The following is a 14,783-nucleotide window of genomic DNA, read 5'->3' on the forward strand; positions in this document are numbered from 1 at the left end:
CCGGCACTGCCGGCCGGGTACGCGGCACAGGGCGCGTACCCGGCGTGGGCGGAACGTCAGTCGGCGGTGGGGAAGCCGTAGCGGGCCGCGTGCTCCGGGTCGGTCGGGTCGACCTGGCGTATCCCGGCGTCGGCGAGGCGCTTGTTGACCTCGTCGAGGTGCTCGCGCACCAGCCGCGCCTCCTCCTCGGTCACCCGGCCCCGATGCGGCTTGCCGGCGTGCTCGATGGTGCCGTAGTCGACCTTCTCGACGCTCCGCCGCGCCTTCGGCAGCTTGACCCGCTCGGCGGTACGCAGCAGTTGCGCCATCGGCACGTCGGTGGCCATGGCGTCGAACTCGCTGGCGGTCAGCACCACCCGCCGCGGCTCGCCCCCGCCGTGCTGGTCGTGGATCTCCACCACGGCCACGTCGAGCGCCGCGTCGTCGATGCTCTCCACCTCCAGCGGTGTGGCATCCAACTGCACGGGCCCGGCGACGAGGTCAGGGTGCTCCAGCACGACGACCTTGACCACCTGGTCGTCGTGCTGGAGCACCTGGCCGCTGAAGTCGGAGACCTGGATCGTCTTCTTGCCCATGCGCGGAGGTTCTCCTGTCGTAGGCCGGAATTTCGGACCAGACGACGCTACCCGACTCAGAGGCTGCCCTTCGGCACGACCCATTCGGTGGGCTGACCGGTGAGCGCGCCGAAATCACGCGAGGGTGGTGCCTCGGCGGGTGTCGTCGCCGGGCCGGCTTGGGGTGACGGCTGGCAGTGCGTTGAGTTCGGCCCACGAGAGCGGCCGAGTGTTTCGGGCCTCCCGGTATGGCGGCTGCGCCGGGAACCGCCCGGCGGTGGTGGTCGGCACGTTGCGCGCGATGTGCTGGTGCCGGTCCTTCGGCTGATTCGGCATGACCATTACCGTTCCAGAGAAAGTTGTACATGCATGGAAATAGATATGACGCGGGTTCGATGCCTCGGGTTCCCGCCGCCGTCTTGAAGAAGGTGGCGGCGAAGTCGGAGTGTTCCTGTCGCGCCGCTATGAACTTGATGACGTGAATGGATCGGCCCGGGGGCGAGTGGGCCTGAGTCGTTTACGTCATCAGGTCTGTAGGCAGCGAGGAGGAACCAGCCCCGGTGCGCTGGCGGGCCGACCGGGAGACAGCCGCGTCGCAGCCGGCCGGGCACCGTGACGGCGGCGGCTCAGCCGGTCAAACCGAGCACCTGCGCCGCCGCGCGCCCGTTGGCGTGGCTGGCGCCGTACGTGGTGACGAACGCGCGGGCCCCGGCCGGACGCCAGGCACCCGGCCAGCCCATCTCCACCACGGTCACCGGGTGCGCGGCGGCCAACGCCGAGACCAGCTCCCGCGTTCCGGGCAGCCGGTGCAGGTGGCGGCCGACCAGCACGATCGGCCGTTCACCGGCCCGCCGGCGTAGCTCGTCGGGGTCGGTCTCGCCGGCGACCACCCGGACCTCCTCGGCCCGGGCGAGGTGCGGGCCCAGCCCCCACGGCACCCGCCCCTCGGCGATGGTGGAGGCGGCGTGCACCTGCACCACCAGCGGCGTGGTCAGGCCGGTCACGTCGCCCTCGACGCGTACCGCGCGCAGCGCCGCGGCGTAGCCGAGGCCGTCGGGCGTGGCGGCCCCGGCCACGCCGGCCCCGGCCCCGGCGGCCAGCTCGGCGGCCCGCCCGGCCGCCTCCTCGACCCGGGCCCGCTCCAGCCGGCCGTCGCCGAGCGCGCCGACGATCTCCTCGACCACCAGCTCCACCAGATCGGCGTCGACCTTCGCGCCGATGCAGAGCAGGTCCGCCCCGGCGGCCAGCGCGCGTACGGCGGCCGGGGCGAGCCCGCCCGCGGCCAGCGCGGCGCCCTTCATCTCCAGCGCGTCGGTGATCACCGTGCCGGTGAAGCCGTACTCGCCGCGGAGCAGGTCGACCAGGACCGGCCGGCTGAACGTGGCCGGGCCCTCGCCGGTCAGCGCCGGGACCCGGATGTGCGCGGTCATGATCGCGCGTACCCCGGCGTCGATCACCGCGGCGAACGGTGGCAGGTCGCGCTCGCGGAGCACCGCCGGGGGCACGTCCACGGTGGGCAGTTCGTAGTGGGAGTCGGCGACGGTCGCGCCGTGCCCGGGAAAGTGCTTGGCGCAGGCGGCCACCCCGGCCGACTGGAGGCCGGTGACCGCGGCGGCCGAGTGGGCGGCCACCCGGGCCGGGTCGGCGCCGAACGAGCGGGTGCCGATGACCGGGTTCTCGTCGGCGCTGTTCACGTCGACGGTGGGGGCCAGGTCGAGGGTGATGCCGAGCGCCCCGAGTTCCGCCCCGATCGCCGCGTACACCTGGCCGGTCAGCGTCACGTCGTCCACCGCGCCGAGCGCGGCGTTGCCGGGGTACGGGCTGCCGGTGGCGTGTGCCAGCCGGGTGACGTCGCCGCCCTCCTCGTCGATCGCGATGATGGCGTCGGGGCGGCCGGCGCGCAGCGCGGCGGTGGTCGCCGCCACCTGGGCCGGGTCGTGGATGTTGGTGCCGAACAGGGTGTGCCCGGCGAGCCCCTCGGCGAGCAGGTCCACCGCCCAGTCGGGCGGGACCGGGCCCGGGTACGCGGCCAGCAGTGTGCCCAGCGCCAGCCGCCGGAGTCCTGGATCCTGCCCCACGAGTCTCCCCTTTCCCTGCCGGGTCGTCCGACGAACCCGGATCGGGGTGGCCGATACGCTGACGGACACCCCTGTACAGGCCTTTTTGCGGTTAGCAAACTTTACTGAAAATAGAGGACGTGGCATGAGTGCGACCCGGCTGCCCGGCACCCCCCGCCTGCTACGCGCGCTCAACGACCGCGCGGCGCTGGAGCTGCTGCTCGAACGCGGGCCGCTCACCCGGGCTCGGCTCGGCGAGCTGACCGGGCTGTCCAAGGTGACCGCGTCGCAGCTGGTGGAGCGGCTGGAGGAGCGTGGCCTGGTCACCCGGGTCGGCGAGCAGGCCGGCGGGCGGGGCCCGAACGCCCAGCTCTACGCGGTCCGCCCGAGCAGCGCGTACGTGGTCGGCGTGGACGTCGGCGCCGAGCGCGTGGTGGCGGCCTGCGCCGACATCACCGGTGCGGTCGTCGGCCGGGTGGAACAGTCCACTCGGGACACCGACGACCCGGTGGGCGTGGTGCACAACGCCGTGGTGCAGGCGGCGAGCAGCGCCGGCGCGGAGCTGTCGAGCGTGCGGCGCATCGTGCTGGGCACTCCGGGCCTGGTCGATCCGAGCACCGGCGACATCACCTTCGCGTTCAACCTGCCGCGCTGGCACCGCGGCCTGCTCGCCGCGCTCCGGGAGGACCTGCACACCCCGGTGCTCTTCGAGAACGACGTCAACCTGGCCGCCGTCGCCGAGGCCCAGTCCGGCGCGGCCCAGGACGTGTCGGACTTCGTGCTGGTCTGGGTGGGCGCGGGCATCGGTCTGGCCATCGTGCTCGGCGGCCGGCTGCACCACGGCAGCAGCGGGGCGGCCGGCGAGATCGGCTACCTGCCGGTGCCCGGCGCGCCCATTCCCCGGGACGTCTCGAAGCGAGCCAAGCCGGCGTTCCAGCAGCTCGCGGGCGCGGACGCGGTCCGCGCGGTGGCCGCCGAGCACGGGTTCGCCGCGGAACGCGTCGACGAGGCCGTGCGCGCCGCGATCGCCGCCGGCACCGCCGGTGGGCCGATGCTGGACGAGCTGGCCCGCCGGCTGGCCCTTGGCGTGGCGAGCACCTGCGTGGTGCTCGACCCGCCGCTGGTGGTGCTCGCCGGCGAGGTCGGCCAGGCGGGCGGGGCGGCGCTGGCCGAGCGGGTGCAGCACGAGGTCGCCGCGATCACGCTGGTCCGACCGCGGGTGGTCAGCACCGGGCTGACCGAGGAGCCGATCCTGCGTGGCGCGCTGCGCACCGCGCTGGACGCGGTCCGCGACGAGGTGTTCGGCTCGACGGTCGGCTGACCCTCCGGGTACGGCCCCGCTGCGCGGGGCCGTACCCGGTCGCGTTCAGATCAGGTCGCGGCGGCGGAACGCGGTGAAGGCGCCCCCCACCAGCAGGACCGTCAGCCCGAGCAGCACCATCAGCCCCGATCCCCAGCCGAGGTGGTAGGAGCCGTCGCAGAGGCCGTTGTACACGCCCTGGCAGGCGTGGTTGTCCCAGAACTGGATCCCGCCGTTGAGCCAGGCGAGCAGATAGCTGGAGAGCATCCACTGGTCCGGCCGGGCCGCGTCGAGGATGTGCAGCACCAGCCGCGCGCCCAACTCCCACACCACCAGGTACGCGGCCACCGTGCCCAGCGCCGCCGCGGTGTGTCGACCCAGCGTGGCGATGGCGAAGCCGACCGCCCCGGCGAGCAGCACCAGCACCAGCCCCCGCCCGTAGACGGCGCCCAGCGACGCCCAGAACGCCCCGTCCAGATATCCGGGATGCCCCGCCGTTTGGCCGATCAACCAGAACACCGCGAGGTACGCCGCCGATGCCACCGCGGAGAACGCCAGCAGCGCGCCCAGCAGCGTACCCAGCTTGGCGCCGAGCACCGCCCAGCGGCGCGGCCGCCACAGCAGCAGGTTGACCACCCCACCCGAGTTCAGGTCGGCGCCGATGTAGGAGGCGCCGACCAGGAACCCGAAGAGCACCAGGAACGCGATGAGGAAGTAGAGCAGCGGCCGGGCCTCGACGGAGAAGGTGAACACTCCGTTGAGGAAATCCGCCGCGACGGGCAGCCGCTCCATCTGGCGCGGGTCGATCTCGGCGCAGTCCGCCGGTATGTAGTCGGTCTCGCTCGGCGTCTCCTGCCCCGCCTTGATCCGGAGGCACCGGTCGTGTGCCGCCTCCATCTCACGTATCTGCGCGGCGGCCTGCTCCCGGGCGCCGCGCAGCTCAAACTCGTTGGGTCGGTGCGACCCGGCCAGCGTGGTCGCCGCGGTCACCGCGAAGGCGACCAGCAGCAGCACCACCATCAGTTGCACGAAGCGGCGGGCGGTCAGCCGCTCCAGCTCAGCTCGGACCAGGTTCACGCGTCCACCTCCCGGTTGTCGCGCACGTCGAGGTCGATCACCACGTCGTTCGGCCCGCCCAGCTGGCGGGGCACGTTCGGGTGTGGGGTGGTGCCGGTCAGCTCCAGGAAGACGCTCTCCAGGTCGGGGCGGAGCGGAATCAGCTCGCGTACCCAGAGGCCCTGCTCGCCCAGCGTGCGGCTGATCAGCTCCGGCTCGTCGACCCCGGTGACCAGCAGGTGGTCGGGGTGGGCGGTGACCGACAGACCGGCCTGCCCGAGCAACTCCACGGCCCGCTCCGGCTCGGCCACCCGGACCTGCCACTCGTGCTGGTCGAAGCCGGCCAGCACCTCGTCCACCCGGCCGTACGCCACCCGCCGGCCCTGGCTGATGATCGTCACGTGGTCGCAGATGAGCTGGATCTCGGCCAGGATGTGGCTGGAGAGCAGCACCGTCACCCCGGCCTCGGAGAGCGACCGCATCAGGTCCCGCATCTCCCGGATGCCGGCCGGGTCCAGGCCGTTCGCCGGCTCGTCGAGGATCAGCAGCTCCGGCTGCTTCAACAGCGCCGACGCCACCGCCAGCCGCTGCTTCATGCCCAGCGAGTAGCCCTTGACCCGCTCCTCGCCGCGGTCCCGCAGGCCGACCTGCTCCAGCACCTCGTCGACCCGGCTTGTGGGCACACCCCCGGCCACGGCCAGCAACCGCAGCGTGCGACGGGCGGTGAAGTTGCCGAAGAACTGCGGGCTCTCCACGATCGCGCCGACCCGTCCCGCCACCTCGGGCAGGCGCTCGGGCGAGTCGGCGCCGAGCATGCTCATCCGGCCGTCGTCGGCCCGGACCAGCCCGAGCAGGGCGCGCAGCGTGGTGGTCTTGCCCGAGCCGTTCGGCCCGAGAAAGCCGTGCACCTGCCCGGCCTCCACCAGCAGGTCGAAGCCGTCGACGGCGACGCGGCGTCCCTGGCGCAGGGTGTGGAAGGTCTTTCTCAGACCGGAGATCTCTATGACCGTGCTCACAGCGCCTCAGCCTATGGCGAGGGTGCCACCCGTGGGGGGCCGGCTCGCGACCTGCGTGGTTGGATGGAGCGGTGACCGGTGACCTGGATCTGGTAATCAGCCTCGACGGGGTCGGCGTCAAGCGCTCCGGCACCGCGCTGCTGCAGGACGTCGACTGGCGGGTCGAGCTGGACGAACGCTGGGTGGTGCTGGGCCCGAACGGCGCCGGCAAGAGCACCCTGCTCAACCTGGCCGCCGGCCGGCTGCATCCGACCACCGGCACCGCGCACGTCCTCGGCGAGCGGATCGGCCGCACCGACGTCAACGAACTGCGGACCCGGATCGGCCTCTCCACCGCCACGCTGGCCGAGCGGATCCCCGCCGAGGAGCGGGTCACCGACGTCGTGGTCACCGCGGCCTGGTCGGTGGTCGGGCGCTTTCGGGAGAGCTACGACCGCACCGACGAGGCCCGCGCCCACGCGCTGCTCAGCCAGTTCGGCGTCGGTCACCTCGCCGAACGGGCGTACGGCACGCTGTCCGAAGGGGAGCGCAAGCGGGTGCAGATCGCCCGGGCCCTGATGACCGACCCGGAGTTGCTGCTTCTCGACGAGCCCGCCGCCGGGCTCGACCTGGGCGGGCGCGAGGACCTGGTCGGTCGGCTCGCCGAGTTGGCGTACGACCCGGACGCGCCGGCCCTGGTGCTGGTCACCCACCACGTCGAGGAGATCCCGCCCGGCTTCACCCATGCGCTGCTGCTGCGCGACGGCGGCGTGATGGCGCAGGGGCTGCTCGCCGACACCCTCACCGCCGACAACCTGTCCAAGACCTTCGGCCTGCCCCTGGTCGTGCAGCGCTCCGGCGACCGCTGGACCGCCCGCGCCGCCTGAGATCGCTCAGGTCGCGACCGCTCGGAAGGCCCGCCGGTACGCCGACGGCGAGGTCCGCATGGCCCGGCCGAAGTGGTGCCGGTAGGTGACCGGGCTGTCGAAGCCCACCGCGGCAGCGATCCCCGCGACCGGCAAGTCGGTCGTCTCCAGCAGGGCGAGGCTGGCTCGGACCCGTTGGTTGATCAACCACCGGATCGGGCTGGCCCCGGTGGCCCGGGCGAAGTGCCGCAGGTAGCTGCGGGTTGACAGGTGCGCCTGCTGCGCGAGCGCCGCCACGGTCAGCGGCTCGGCCAGGTGGCGGATCGCCCAGGCCATGCTCGCGGCGACCGGATCGTCGTCCGGGTCGACGCTCACCGGCGCCTCGATGAACTGGGCCTGCCCGCCGTCGCGGTGCGGTGGGATCACCAGCCGGCGAGCGACCGCGTTGGCCACCGCCGCGCCGAAGTCGCGCCGGATCACGTGCACGCAGAGGTCCAGCCCGGCGGCGCTGCCGGCGCTGGTGAGGATGTCGCCGTCGTCGAGGTAGAGCACGTCCGGGTCGACGGTGACCGCCGGGTGACGGCGGGCCAGCAGGTCCGCGTACCGCCAGTGGGTGGTGGCCCGCCGGCCGTCGAGCAGGCCCGCCCCGGCGAGGGCGAACGCGCCGGAGCAGATCGACATGAGCCGAGCGCCCCGACGGTGGGCCCGGCGCAGCACGGCCACCAGTTCCGGCGACGGGTCGGCGGTGACGTCCGGGACGCCGGGCAGGATGACCGTGCCGGCCTCGGCGAGGTCCGCCAGGCCGTATGGGGTGTGTAGGGCGGCGCCGCCGACGACGGGCACCGGCCCGGGCCGTTCCGCGCAGACGGTGAGCCGGTACCAGTCGACTCCCAGCTCGGGCCGGGGCAGCCCGAACACCTCGGTCACGATCCCGGTCTCGAAGACCGACATCCCCGGGTACGCGAGCACCGCCACGGTCCGGTCGACGAGAGCCATGGCGGGATGTTAGCGAAGGATGGCGTTCGCGCCACTCCTGCTACTGCGCGGAAGGGCAGCAGGATCAGGTCATGACCTTCTCCGTACCGCCGGCAGATTCGGCGACCGCCGCTGCCCACTTCCTCGCCCGGCTGAGCTTCGAGACCGATGTCAGCGACGTGCACGCCGCGCTGGAGGCCGACACGCCCGGCCTGGTGGTGGTCGACTCGCGGGGCGCAGCCGCCTGGCGGCAGGGGCACCTGCCCGGCGCGGTGCACCTGCCCACCGCTGAGATCGCCGCCCGCGCCGCCGAACTGGTGCCGGCCGGGGCGACGGTGGTGACGTACTGCTGGGGCCCGGGCTGCAACGGTGCCACTCGGGCGGCGCTGGAGTTCGCCCGGCTGGGCCGGCCGGTGAAGGAGATGATCGGCGGCTTCGAGTACTGGGCCCGGGAGGGGCTGCCGGTGGTCACCCCGGAGGGGATCGTCCGCCGGCGGGTGGACGACCTGACCGCCGTGCGCGTGGCCGCGACCTGCGACTGCTGAGGCCGTCAGCGGCGTTCGCTCTGCTGCTCGATGGCGCGTTGCACGGCTCGGTAGATCTGCCCGAACCGGAGCGCGTCGGGGGTGCGCAGCAGCAGCACCTCTTGCCCGTGGTGCTGCACCCACAGCTCGTGCACCTGGCTGCCCCGCTCGTAGGAGCGGTCCAGCCAGCCGAGCGGCAGCTCCAGGAACGGGGTCAGCACCAGCCCGCCGACCACGAACGCGGCGAGGACGACCAGCGCCAACTTCCAGTTGCCCCGGTCCTGCGCGGCCCAGGCCAGGGAGACCACGCAGACCAGCGCGACCAGCGGCGGCAGCGAGAGGAGCAGGACCAGCACGCCCCGGCCGAGGACCCGACCCCGGACCGCCAGGGTGGTCGTGCCGCGGGCGTGCCACGCGTACGTGATGTCGGCGAGCTTGACGACGTGCCCACCGGCGTGGATGGCCTCGGACGTGACCTGTACCGCGTCGTCCCGGTAATAGAGGGTCATCATTCAGCTTAACCACCCGGGTTCAAGTGGGACGACTCCTCGTTCCCGAGACGTGGTGGCGTGAAAGGCCGTGGACGTCAAGGTGGGTGGGCACCGCCTTTGGAGCTGAATCGTCTGCGATATCGCCGAAAGCCGTTCGGCATCGCCCGGCGCGCGCTCTGCCCCGGCGGGGCGCTCGGGCCGGGCTCGCTCGGGCCGGGGCGCTCCGAGTCGTTTGCGATATCAGCTCCAAAGGCGATGAACAGGAGTGACCGCGGTCGACCGGGCAGGGCAGCACAGCGAACCCGGCCGCTGCCGGGGCGGCGGGAAAGGCCGTGCTCGGTAGCGGCCCCCGCATGGCGAACCGGGGTGGGGCGGACACGACCGAGCAGGAGCGCAACGTCGCGGTGGTCCCCGACCGTGCTCGACCACGACTGGGGCGAGCAGGACTCCTACGGCCTGCTGCGCGGCCTCGGGCTGCTGCCGGACGAGCCGGTCACGGTCTGACGCGACGACGCCGAGGCGGCCTCCATCGCCCGCTGCACCGCCCGGTAGATCTGGCCGAAGCGCAACGCGTCGCCGGTACGCAGTAGCCGCACCGGCCGGCCCCGCCAACGTGCCCACAGCTCCAGCTCCCGGCTGCCCCGGGCGTACGACCGGTCGAGGTGCTCGAAGAGGACGTCGGCGAGCGGTCCGATCCCGAGGCCGACCAGCACCGACGCTCCGATGATGGCGAGGGTGACGACGGGGGAGCGGTGCAGCCAGATCGCCAGCGCGACGCCGAGCGCGGCGGCCACCAGCGGCCCGGCCAGGGCCGCGCCGATCGCACCCCGGCCGGCGAGCGCCCGCCAGGAGCGGCTGCCCCGCCGGTGCCAGACCAGGCTCAACTCGGCGAGCGGATACGTGCGCCCGTCCACCCGCAGGGCGGTGGAGGTGACCTGCACCGACCGGTCGTCGTAGTAGGTGATCATGGCCTCACTCCGGGCATCGAGGCGGACACCACACTGTCTACCCCAACGATGCGGGCCGTAGGGTTGGCACGCGACTTCGACGAGGAAGTGAGGGCAGCGTGGGCGAATTCGTCAGGCTGGAAGTGAAGGACGGCATCGGCACCATCCGGCTGGAGCGGCCGCCGATGAACGCGCTCAACGTCCAGGTGCAGGAGGAGTTGCGCGCCGCCGCGACCGCGGCCACCGCCGACGCCGAGGTCCGCGCGGTCATCGTGTACGGCGGCGAGAAGGTCTTCGCCGCGGGCGCGGACATCAAGGAGATGGCCGACATGTCCTACGTGGACATGGCCGACCGGGCGGGCGGCATTTCCAGCTCGCTGGGCGCGATCGCCGGCATCCCGAAGCCGGTGGTCGCCGCGATCAACGGGTACGCCCTGGGCGGCGGCTGCGAGCTGGCTCTGGCCTGTGACTGGCGAGTGGTGGCCGAGGACGCCAAGCTCGGCCAGCCGGAGATCAAGCTCGGCATCATCCCCGGCGCCGGCGGCACTCAGCGGCTGGCCCGCCTGGTTGGGCCGGCGCGCGCCAAGGAGCTGATCATGACGGGCCGGATGATCGACGCCCAGGAGGCGCTGCGGATCGGGCTGGCCGACCGGGTGGTCCCGGCCGCCGAGGTCTACGACGCGGCCGTGGCGCTGGTGCAGCCGTTCCTGACCGGCCCGGCGCAGGCGCTGCGCGCGGCCAAGCTGGCCGTCGACGGCGGGCTGGACATGGACCTCAACTCCGGCCTGGCCTGGGAGAGTCAGCTCTTCGCGGCGCTGTTCGCCACCGACGACCGGCGTGAGGGCATGGCCGCGTTCGTCGAAAAGCGCAAGCCGAACTTCACCGGCCGCTGACCCGTCGTTCGGGTCGGCGGCTCGCCCGTCGCCGATCCGGACCCGGTTCCCATCCCGCCTACCGGCCAGTAGCGTGTGACTCCGGTCATGCGAACGAAGGGGAGTGGCGATGACGGAACGGGTCGAGGGGCACGGCGGCGAGCTGGCGCTGGCGGCGCTGCGCGCGCACGGCGTACGGGAGATGTTCAGCCTCTCCGGGGGGCACGTCTTCCCGCTCTACGACGCCGCGCACCGGACCGGCTTCCCGATCTACGACGTCCGGCACGAGCAGTCCGCCGTCTTCGCCGCCGAGGCGGTGGCGAAGCTGCAGCGCCGCCCCGGCCTTGCCGTGCTCACCGCCGGCCCCGGTGTCACCAACGGCGTCTCCGGCCTGACCAGCGCCTTCTTCAACGCCTCCCCGGTGCTGGTGCTCGGCGGGCGGGCCCCGCAGTTCCGCTGGGGCTCCGGCAGCCTCCAGGAGCTGGATCACCTGCCGCTGGTCGCCCCGGTCACCAAGCACGCCGAGACGGTGTTCAGCGTCGACGACATCCCGCGCGCGGTCACCGCCGCGCTCACCGCGGCGCTCACCCCGCACCGCGGCCCGGCCTTCCTCGACTTCCCGCTCGAAGCGGTCTTCTCCGCCGGCGACGCCGACCTGCCGGCCGTCACCCCGATCGCCCCGATCGAGCCCGACCCGGACGAGGTCGCCCGGGCGGCCGGTCTGATCGCCGGGGCATCCCGGCCCGTGATCATCGCCGGCTCGGACGTGTACGCGGGCGACGCGGTCGACGCCCTGCGCGCCGCCGCCGAGTACCTCCAGGTGCCGGTCTTCACCAACGGCATGGGCCGGGGCGCGTTGCCCCCGACGCACCCGCTCGCCTTCGCCAAGGCCCGCCGGGTCGCCCTCAAGGGCGCGGACGTGGTCGTGGTGGTCGGCACCCCGCTGGACTTCCGGCTCGGCTTCGGCGACTTCGGCGACGCGCAGGTCGTGCACGTCGTCGACGCGCCCAGCCAACGTGCCGGGCACGTCCAGCCGGCCGTCAGCCCCGCCGGCGACCTGCGGCTCATCCTCACCGCCTTCGCCGAGCACACCGGCGACCGGGCCGACCACACCGACTGGGTCGCCCAGCTGCGGGTCGCCGAGGACGCCGCGAAGACCCGCGACGCCGAGGAGATGGCCGCCGAGACCGACCCGATCCGGCCGGCCCGGGTCTACGGCGAGCTGCGCAAGGTGCTCGCGGCCGACGCGATCACCATCGGCGACGGGGGCGACTTCGTGTCGTACGCCGGTAAATACCTGGAACCGGCGCAGCCCGGCACCTGGCTCGACCCCGGCCCGTACGGCTGCCTGGGCACCGGCATGGGCTACGCGATGGGGGCCCGGGTGACCCACCCGGACCGGCAGATCTGCGTGCTGATGGGCGACGGCGCCGCCGGTTTCTCGCTGATGGACGTGGAGTCCCTGGTCCGCCAGCAGCTTCCGGTGGTCATCGTGGTCGGCAACAACGGCATCTGGGGCCTGGAGAAGCACCCGATGCGGGCCATGTACGGCTACGACGTGGCCGCCGACCTGCAGCCCGGCCTGCGTTACGACAAGGTGGTGGAGGCGCTCGGCGGCGCGGGCGAGACGGTGGAGAAGGCAGCCGACCTCGGCCCGGCCCTGGCCCGCGCCTTCGACGCCGGCGTGCCGTACCTGGTCAACGTGCTCACCGACCCGGCCGACGCGTACCCCCGCTCGTCGAACCTGGCCTGAGTCAGACCTCCGGGCGGTCCCGGTCGTTCTCCTGGCGGCGCAGGTCCTCCTCGCGTCGGCGCAGGTCCTCCTCCCAGCGGCGCAGCCGTTCCTGGTCGTCCCGGCGGTTCCGGTCGGCGAGGGAGGACAGGAACGCCGGGTCGTCGTCCGGCGCCACCGGCCGGGGGCGGTCCTGCTCGGAGAAGCCGTTCCCTAGCGGCCAGGCGGTGCGCGACCGCCGGGCGCCCGACTCCCGGCCGGCGGCGAACCAGGCGATCGAGCCGACCAGCGGGAAGAACAGGATGATCAGCACCCAGACGATGCGGGGCAGCACTCGGATCTCCCCGTCTTCTGCGGAGAGACAGCTGATCAGCGCGCAGACGGCGAGCACGATCTGGACCAGGAAGAGGAACCCGTAGAGGCGAGCCATGCGGACATCATGGACCACTCACCGCTGCCCGCGTAGCACCAGCACGACGCCGAGCAGCGCGAGACCGGCTGCGGCCAGCGCCGTGAGCGGAAACGACCAGCGTTGCGCCCGCCGTGGGCCGGTGCCGGTGGCCCGTCGCCAGGTGACCGCGAGCGTGCCGAGCCAGCCCAGCACGGCGAGCCCGGCCAGCGCCGCGCCGGCCCGACCGCCGGTGAGCGCCAGTCGGACCAGCAGCACGGTGACCCCGGTGAGCGTCAGCAACGTACGCCGCCAGGCCAGCCGGGTCCGCTCCGGTTGAAGGCCAGGATCGCCGGTCATCCGACGCCCCGCACGACGACCGCGAGCACCAGCAGCAGCGCACCCACGGCGACGGCGAGGGCCAGGATCGCCGGAAAACGGGACGCCGGAAGTTCCTCGCCCAGCCGGATCGCCCGCTCGGTCCGCGCCCAGTGGTCGACCGCCCGAATCGCGACCGCGGCGCCGAGCAGCAGCAGCGCGATGGCGATCGCCTCGCGCAGGTGGGCCAGCGGCAGCGGAGGCAGGAACTGCGCGGCGGCCAGCCCGCCGGCGACCAGCGCCAGCCCGGTACGCAGCCAGGCGAGGAAGGTTCGCTCGTTGGCCAGCGAGAAGCGGTAGTCCGGCCGCTCGCCGACCGACCGCAGCTCGCGCGGGTCGAACCAGCGCCTGATCGCCTGCCACACAGCGCCGATTATCCGCTTTACTCCATGTCTAGTCTGAGGGGATGACTGATCTTGATGCGCGCACCCTCCGCGACGCCTACGACACCCAGATCCGCCCGGAGATTCCGGACCCGGTGCCGGCTGGGGTGATCATCGACCGGGACGGTCCGCTGTTCCGCGTCCTCAATCTGGACCGGGGCGGCTTCCTCACCTACCGGACCCTGGGCGGGCTGGCCGGCGCGGAGTTGGACGCGTTGATCGCCCGGCAGGTCGAGTTCTTCCGGGCCCGTGGCAAGTCGGTCGAGTGGAAGCTCGTCGGCCACGACGAGCCGGCCGACCTGGCCGACCGGCTGCGCGCCGCCGGCTTCGTCCCTGAGGAGCAGGAGACCGTCGTGGTCGGCCCGGTCGCGGCCCTGGCCGCCGCCGTCCCGGTGCTGCCCGAGGGGGTACGCCTGCGCGAGGTGACCGCCGTGGCGGACCTGGAGCGGATCGCCGCGATGGAAGAGGCGGTCTGGAATGAGGACCGCAGCCACCTGGTGACCGGGCTGGCCAGGGAGATTGAGGCGGACCCGCAGTCCATCACGATCGTGGTGGCCGAGGCGGGTGACACGGTGGTCAGCGCCGGCTGGGTGCGTTATGAGGGCAAAACCGGCTTCGCCAGCCTGTGGGGCGGCTCGACGCTGCCGGAATGGCGGAAGAGGGGCATCTACCGGGCGCTGGTGGCGTACCGGGCGCGGCTGGCGGAGCAGCGTGGCAAGTCGCTCGTGCAGGTGGACTGCTCGCCGGACAGCCGGCCGATCCTGGAGCGGCTCGGGCTCGTTGCGGTCACCACGACCACCCCGTACGTCTACACTCCGTGATCATGGAACCGTTGACGGCGGACGAGCGGCTGACCCTCAAGACCGGGGCCTTCGGCGCCGTTTTCCTGGTCTCGAACGCCGAGCCCGGAATGCTGGCCATGGTGCGGGAGAGCATCGCGGCCTCCGGCGCGTTCGGCGCGGCCAGCGGGGTGGTGAAGGAGGCGCTGACCAGCGGTCCGCTGCCGGAGTTGCCCCGAGACTCCGTGCTGGAGATCGAGGCGACGGTGCTGCCCGCGCTGAGCCGGTCGGTGGCGATCCTGCGGGAGAAGTCGCCGGGAGACGTCGAGGTGTACCGGTCGGTGGTGCTCACCGCTGCCGACCGGGTGGCGCAGGCGCACCGTGGCGTGACGCCCGCCGAGGCGACGGTGATTGACCGGATCAGGGATGCGCTGGCCGAGCCGGCCTGACCGGCTCGGCGGACCAGAGCGCCCGGACGCTGGCCCG

General features: G+C 73.1%; 18 protein-coding genes. 7 read left to right on the plus strand and 11 right to left on the minus strand.

What is annotated here, in order from left to right:
- Window positions 1-56: 56 nt before the first annotated feature.
- The 3 genes from ABZ671_RS05445 to ABZ671_RS05455 all read right to left on the minus strand — a co-directional run bounded on the left by ABZ671_RS05445 (window position 57) and on the right by ABZ671_RS05455 (window position 2,632).
- Window positions 57-575, minus strand: coding sequence for a hypothetical protein (locus ABZ671_RS05445; RefSeq protein WP_357851602.1), 519 nt, complete (start codon window positions 573-575; stop codon window positions 57-59).
- A 114-nt stretch (window positions 576-689) separates the two neighbouring features.
- Window positions 690-890, minus strand: coding sequence for a DNA repair protein (locus ABZ671_RS05450; RefSeq protein ID WP_357851605.1), 201 nt, complete (start codon window positions 888-890; stop codon window positions 690-692).
- A 290-nt stretch (window positions 891-1,180) separates the two neighbouring features.
- Window positions 1,181-2,632, minus strand: a complete 1,452-nt coding sequence (locus ABZ671_RS05455; protein WP_357851608.1) for a glycoside hydrolase family 3 N-terminal domain-containing protein — start codon at window positions 2,630-2,632, stop codon at window positions 1,181-1,183.
- Window positions 2,633-2,756: 124 nt separating this feature from the next.
- On the opposite strand from ABZ671_RS05455, the gene ABZ671_RS05460 reads away from it, so the two are divergent.
- Window positions 2,757-3,932 carry an ROK family transcriptional regulator gene (locus tag ABZ671_RS05460; protein ID WP_357851611.1) on the plus strand — a complete coding sequence of 392 codons (1,176 nt, stop codon included), beginning with the start codon at window positions 2,757-2,759 and terminating at the stop codon, window positions 3,930-3,932.
- A 45-nt stretch (window positions 3,933-3,977) separates the two neighbouring features.
- Here the strand turns inward: ABZ671_RS05460 and ABZ671_RS05465 are convergent, their stop codons facing one another.
- Together ABZ671_RS05465 and ABZ671_RS05470 are read right to left on the minus strand one after the other, a co-directional pair.
- Entirely contained in the window at window positions 3,978-4,988 is a 1,011-nt protein-coding gene (locus ABZ671_RS05465; RefSeq protein ID WP_357851614.1) for an ABC transporter permease, read from the minus strand.
- Window positions 4,985-5,983, minus strand: coding sequence for an ATP-binding cassette domain-containing protein (locus ABZ671_RS05470; protein ID WP_357851617.1), 999 nt, complete (start codon window positions 5,981-5,983; stop codon window positions 4,985-4,987). The genes ABZ671_RS05465 and ABZ671_RS05470 overlap by 4 nt, the downstream gene beginning before the upstream one ends.
- A 71-nt stretch (window positions 5,984-6,054) precedes the next feature.
- Between ABZ671_RS05470 and ABZ671_RS05475 the strand changes: the two genes are divergently transcribed.
- Window positions 6,055-6,849, plus strand: a complete 795-nt coding sequence (locus tag ABZ671_RS05475; protein WP_357851620.1) for an ABC transporter ATP-binding protein — start codon at window positions 6,055-6,057, stop codon at window positions 6,847-6,849.
- 6 nt (window positions 6,850-6,855) lie between these two features.
- Here the strand turns inward: ABZ671_RS05475 and ABZ671_RS05480 are convergent, their stop codons facing one another.
- Window positions 6,856-7,824, minus strand: a complete 969-nt coding sequence (locus tag ABZ671_RS05480) for a helix-turn-helix domain-containing protein (RefSeq protein WP_357851623.1) — start codon at window positions 7,822-7,824, stop codon at window positions 6,856-6,858.
- A 71-nt stretch (window positions 7,825-7,895) separates the two neighbouring features.
- Here ABZ671_RS05480 and ABZ671_RS05485 point away from each other — a divergent pair, with 71 nt between their 5' ends.
- Window positions 7,896-8,348 carry a rhodanese-like domain-containing protein gene (locus ABZ671_RS05485; protein ID WP_357851626.1) on the plus strand — a complete coding sequence of 151 codons (453 nt, stop codon included), beginning with the start codon at window positions 7,896-7,898 and terminating at the stop codon, window positions 8,346-8,348.
- Window positions 8,349-8,353: 5 nt separating this feature from the next.
- On the opposite strand, the gene ABZ671_RS05490 is transcribed toward ABZ671_RS05485, so the two are convergent.
- A complete protein-coding gene (locus tag ABZ671_RS05490) occupies window positions 8,354-8,836 on the minus strand; it encodes a DUF6232 family protein (protein WP_357851744.1) in 483 nt (160 codons plus the stop codon).
- Window positions 8,837-9,267: 431 nt separating this feature from the next.
- Window positions 9,268-9,786, minus strand: coding sequence for a DUF6232 family protein (locus ABZ671_RS05495; RefSeq protein ID WP_357851629.1), 519 nt, complete (start codon window positions 9,784-9,786; stop codon window positions 9,268-9,270).
- A gap of 98 nt (window positions 9,787-9,884) precedes the next feature.
- Here ABZ671_RS05495 and ABZ671_RS05500 point away from each other — a divergent pair, with 98 nt between their 5' ends.
- Window positions 9,885-10,658 (plus strand): enoyl-CoA hydratase-related protein, encoded by a 774-nt coding sequence (locus ABZ671_RS05500; RefSeq protein ID WP_357851632.1) that lies wholly within the window; start codon window positions 9,885-9,887, stop codon window positions 10,656-10,658.
- A 109-nt stretch (window positions 10,659-10,767) separates the two neighbouring features.
- Entirely contained in the window at window positions 10,768-12,390 is a 1,623-nt protein-coding gene (locus tag ABZ671_RS05505) for an acetolactate synthase (protein ID WP_357851635.1), read from the plus strand.
- Window position 12,391: 1 nt separating this feature from the next.
- On the opposite strand, the gene ABZ671_RS05510 is transcribed toward ABZ671_RS05505, so the two are convergent.
- The 3 genes from ABZ671_RS05510 to ABZ671_RS05520 are packed head-to-tail and all read right to left on the minus strand — an operon-like array spanning window position 12,392 to window position 13,500.
- On the minus strand, window positions 12,392-12,799 hold the full coding sequence (locus tag ABZ671_RS05510) for a PLD nuclease N-terminal domain-containing protein (RefSeq protein ID WP_357851638.1): 408 nt from the start codon (window positions 12,797-12,799) through the stop codon (window positions 12,392-12,394).
- Window positions 12,800-12,817: 18 nt separating this feature from the next.
- Window positions 12,818-13,117, minus strand: a complete 300-nt coding sequence (locus ABZ671_RS05515; RefSeq protein ID WP_357851641.1) for a DUF202 domain-containing protein — start codon at window positions 13,115-13,117, stop codon at window positions 12,818-12,820.
- Window positions 13,114-13,500, minus strand: coding sequence for a DUF202 domain-containing protein (locus ABZ671_RS05520; protein ID WP_357851644.1), 387 nt, complete (start codon window positions 13,498-13,500; stop codon window positions 13,114-13,116). The genes ABZ671_RS05515 and ABZ671_RS05520 overlap by 4 nt, the downstream gene beginning before the upstream one ends.
- 41 nt (window positions 13,501-13,541) lie before the next feature.
- Between ABZ671_RS05520 and ABZ671_RS05525 the strand changes: the two genes are divergently transcribed.
- Both ABZ671_RS05525 and ABZ671_RS05530 read left to right on the plus strand, forming a co-directional pair.
- Complete coding sequence (locus ABZ671_RS05525; protein ID WP_357851647.1) at window positions 13,542-14,339, plus strand: GNAT family N-acetyltransferase; 798 nt, start codon at window positions 13,542-13,544, stop codon at window positions 14,337-14,339.
- A 2-nt stretch (window positions 14,340-14,341) separates the two neighbouring features.
- Window positions 14,342-14,746 (plus strand): hypothetical protein, encoded by a 405-nt coding sequence (locus ABZ671_RS05530; protein ID WP_357851650.1) that lies wholly within the window; start codon window positions 14,342-14,344, stop codon window positions 14,744-14,746.
- Window positions 14,747-14,783 lie beyond the last annotated feature (37 nt).

Origin of the sequence: Micromonospora sp. NPDC006766, from assembly GCF_040636055.1 — a bacterium.
Lineage (GTDB): Bacteria > Actinomycetota > Actinomycetes > Mycobacteriales > Micromonosporaceae > Micromonospora.

Coding starts and splice junctions, on each gene's coding strand:
- ABZ671_RS05495 (WP_357851629.1), bottom strand. CDS start 9,786: ATGATCACCTACTACGACGACCGGTCGGTGCAGGTCACCTCCACCGCC.
- ABZ671_RS05460 (WP_357851611.1), top strand. CDS start 2,757: ATGAGTGCGACCCGGCTGCCCGGCACCCCCCGCCTGCTACGCGCGCTC.
- ABZ671_RS05525 (WP_357851647.1), top strand. CDS start 13,542: ATGACTGATCTTGATGCGCGCACCCTCCGCGACGCCTACGACACCCAG.
- ABZ671_RS05480 (WP_357851623.1), bottom strand. CDS start 7,824: ATGGCTCTCGTCGACCGGACCGTGGCGGTGCTCGCGTACCCGGGGATG.
- ABZ671_RS05530 (WP_357851650.1), top strand. CDS start 14,342: ATGGAACCGTTGACGGCGGACGAGCGGCTGACCCTCAAGACCGGGGCC.
- ABZ671_RS05450 (WP_357851605.1), bottom strand. CDS start 890: ATGCCGAATCAGCCGAAGGACCGGCACCAGCACATCGCGCGCAACGTG.
- ABZ671_RS05445 (WP_357851602.1), bottom strand. CDS start 575: ATGGGCAAGAAGACGATCCAGGTCTCCGACTTCAGCGGCCAGGTGCTC.
- ABZ671_RS05515 (WP_357851641.1), bottom strand. CDS start 13,117: ATGACCGGCGATCCTGGCCTTCAACCGGAGCGGACCCGGCTGGCCTGG.
- ABZ671_RS05485 (WP_357851626.1), top strand. CDS start 7,896: ATGACCTTCTCCGTACCGCCGGCAGATTCGGCGACCGCCGCTGCCCAC.
- ABZ671_RS05510 (WP_357851638.1), bottom strand. CDS start 12,799: ATGGCTCGCCTCTACGGGTTCCTCTTCCTGGTCCAGATCGTGCTCGCC.
- ABZ671_RS05505 (WP_357851635.1), top strand. CDS start 10,768: ATGACGGAACGGGTCGAGGGGCACGGCGGCGAGCTGGCGCTGGCGGCG.
- ABZ671_RS05490 (WP_357851744.1), bottom strand. CDS start 8,836: ATGACCCTCTATTACCGGGACGACGCGGTACAGGTCACGTCCGAGGCC.